Origin of the sequence: Pseudomonas syringae group sp. 247E2 (assembly GCF_032587795.1) — a bacterium.
Classification (GTDB): Bacteria; Pseudomonadota; Gammaproteobacteria; order Pseudomonadales; family Pseudomonadaceae; genus Aquipseudomonas; species Aquipseudomonas amygdali.
In genome coordinates this window covers 1-1,147 of sequence record NZ_JAWHPK010000002.1, presented here as the reverse complement: position 1 = coordinate 1,147, position 1,147 = coordinate 1, and the positions used below count along the sequence as shown (strand labels likewise).

Annotated in this window: 2 protein-coding genes and 1 pseudogene; all 3 read right to left on the bottom strand. The window is 58.4% G+C overall.

Annotated features, from left to right (window positions below; genetic code table 11):
• A partial coding sequence (locus tag RYC18_RS05775) for a hypothetical protein (RefSeq protein WP_316884208.1) occupies window positions 1–211 on the bottom strand: 211 nt, incomplete at its 3' end.
• Entirely contained in the window at window positions 208–765 is a 558-nt protein-coding gene (locus RYC18_RS05770) for a DUF4123 domain-containing protein (RefSeq protein ID WP_057405280.1), read from the bottom strand. The genes RYC18_RS05775 and RYC18_RS05770, both read right to left, overlap by 4 nt.
• A pseudogene (locus RYC18_RS05765) lies at window positions 762–1,147 on the bottom strand (type VI secretion system tip protein VgrG); the annotation flags it as partial. The gene RYC18_RS05770 and the pseudogene RYC18_RS05765, both read right to left, overlap by 4 nt.

Genomic DNA, 1,147 nt, shown 5'->3' with positions numbered 1-1,147 from the left:
GAAGGTGCGTGCCCTCGATGTGATCCCAGACCTTCAGGGTGCTGCTGAACAGCTCCCTTTCCAGCACTTCCGATTTGGGTGAATAGATACGGGTCCCATCAGAACCGAGCAGCAAAACCTGCTGCTGGTCCGAATGCTTCTTGCCCACGATCTGGACGATCAGTTTGTCCATTTCGCAGGAAGGGCCATCGCTCAGTCTGCCGCTGGTCATTGTAAGAACTCCTTGTTCTGGCGCCGCAACGCGTCTTCTTGCCACTGGTTTAAACCGAACGTCACTTGAGGTTGGGGCGGTTGCCAATCAGGTGCGTGTGGATTGCGAACGTCGAACCAGCGCTGCTTGCCTTGTGCAAGGTCCTCCCAGGTGCCGCCGTACCAGCCAAGCCTGGAAATAGGGCCGAACCACTGGGCGATGGATTGAGGCGCATCAACGGTAAAGAAGTAGCTGGCAGTGACAGGGTGTGAATAGCGCAGCACGCCTCGGCGCTGCCCCTCGAACCTGACAAACAGAATGTGCCGCAGATGGCCGAGCAACACGTCGGCGGGAGAGGGGCTTTCGATGATCAGGCCGGGCCAGGATTCTGGCTCTTCATGCATTGCCTCAACGAGGGTATTGCTGCCTGATGTGTTCAAAAAAAGCGGACTTTTCTCCCGGTAGGTGGCCAGCTCGGTCTTGTCGAATAACACGGCTGGCGCTGGATCGGGCAGCCGTTGGTAGAGTTGTTCCAGCAGCGAGTCGGTGCGCTCCAGCAGCACGTAAACGTTCATGCCCGACCTCTCGACAGCAACGCCCCGCGACAGCCGCAATCGGCAAGCGGGCAGTCCATGGGCGTTCCGTTCCTGGGTTTCTGGCACAGCTCTACTATCGGGCCTGGTTCACCCAGGCGCTGCGTCAGCAACTGCCCCGGCCCATTGTCATCTGCCTGTTTCACAAGCCCAGGCAAAGCGGGCGATGCGCCGGTGCCCAAGGTTGGCTTGCCCCCCGAGTTGAGTTTCATCTGAGGGCCGGTAATGCTTACGCCACTGGCGTCGATCTTGATAAAGGAATCACCCGCTTTGACCGTGATCTCGAGCCCCGCCTCAATTACCACGTTATTACCGGCCTTGAGATGAATTTCCTGCCCGGCGTGTGCCAGTAACCCATCAACTA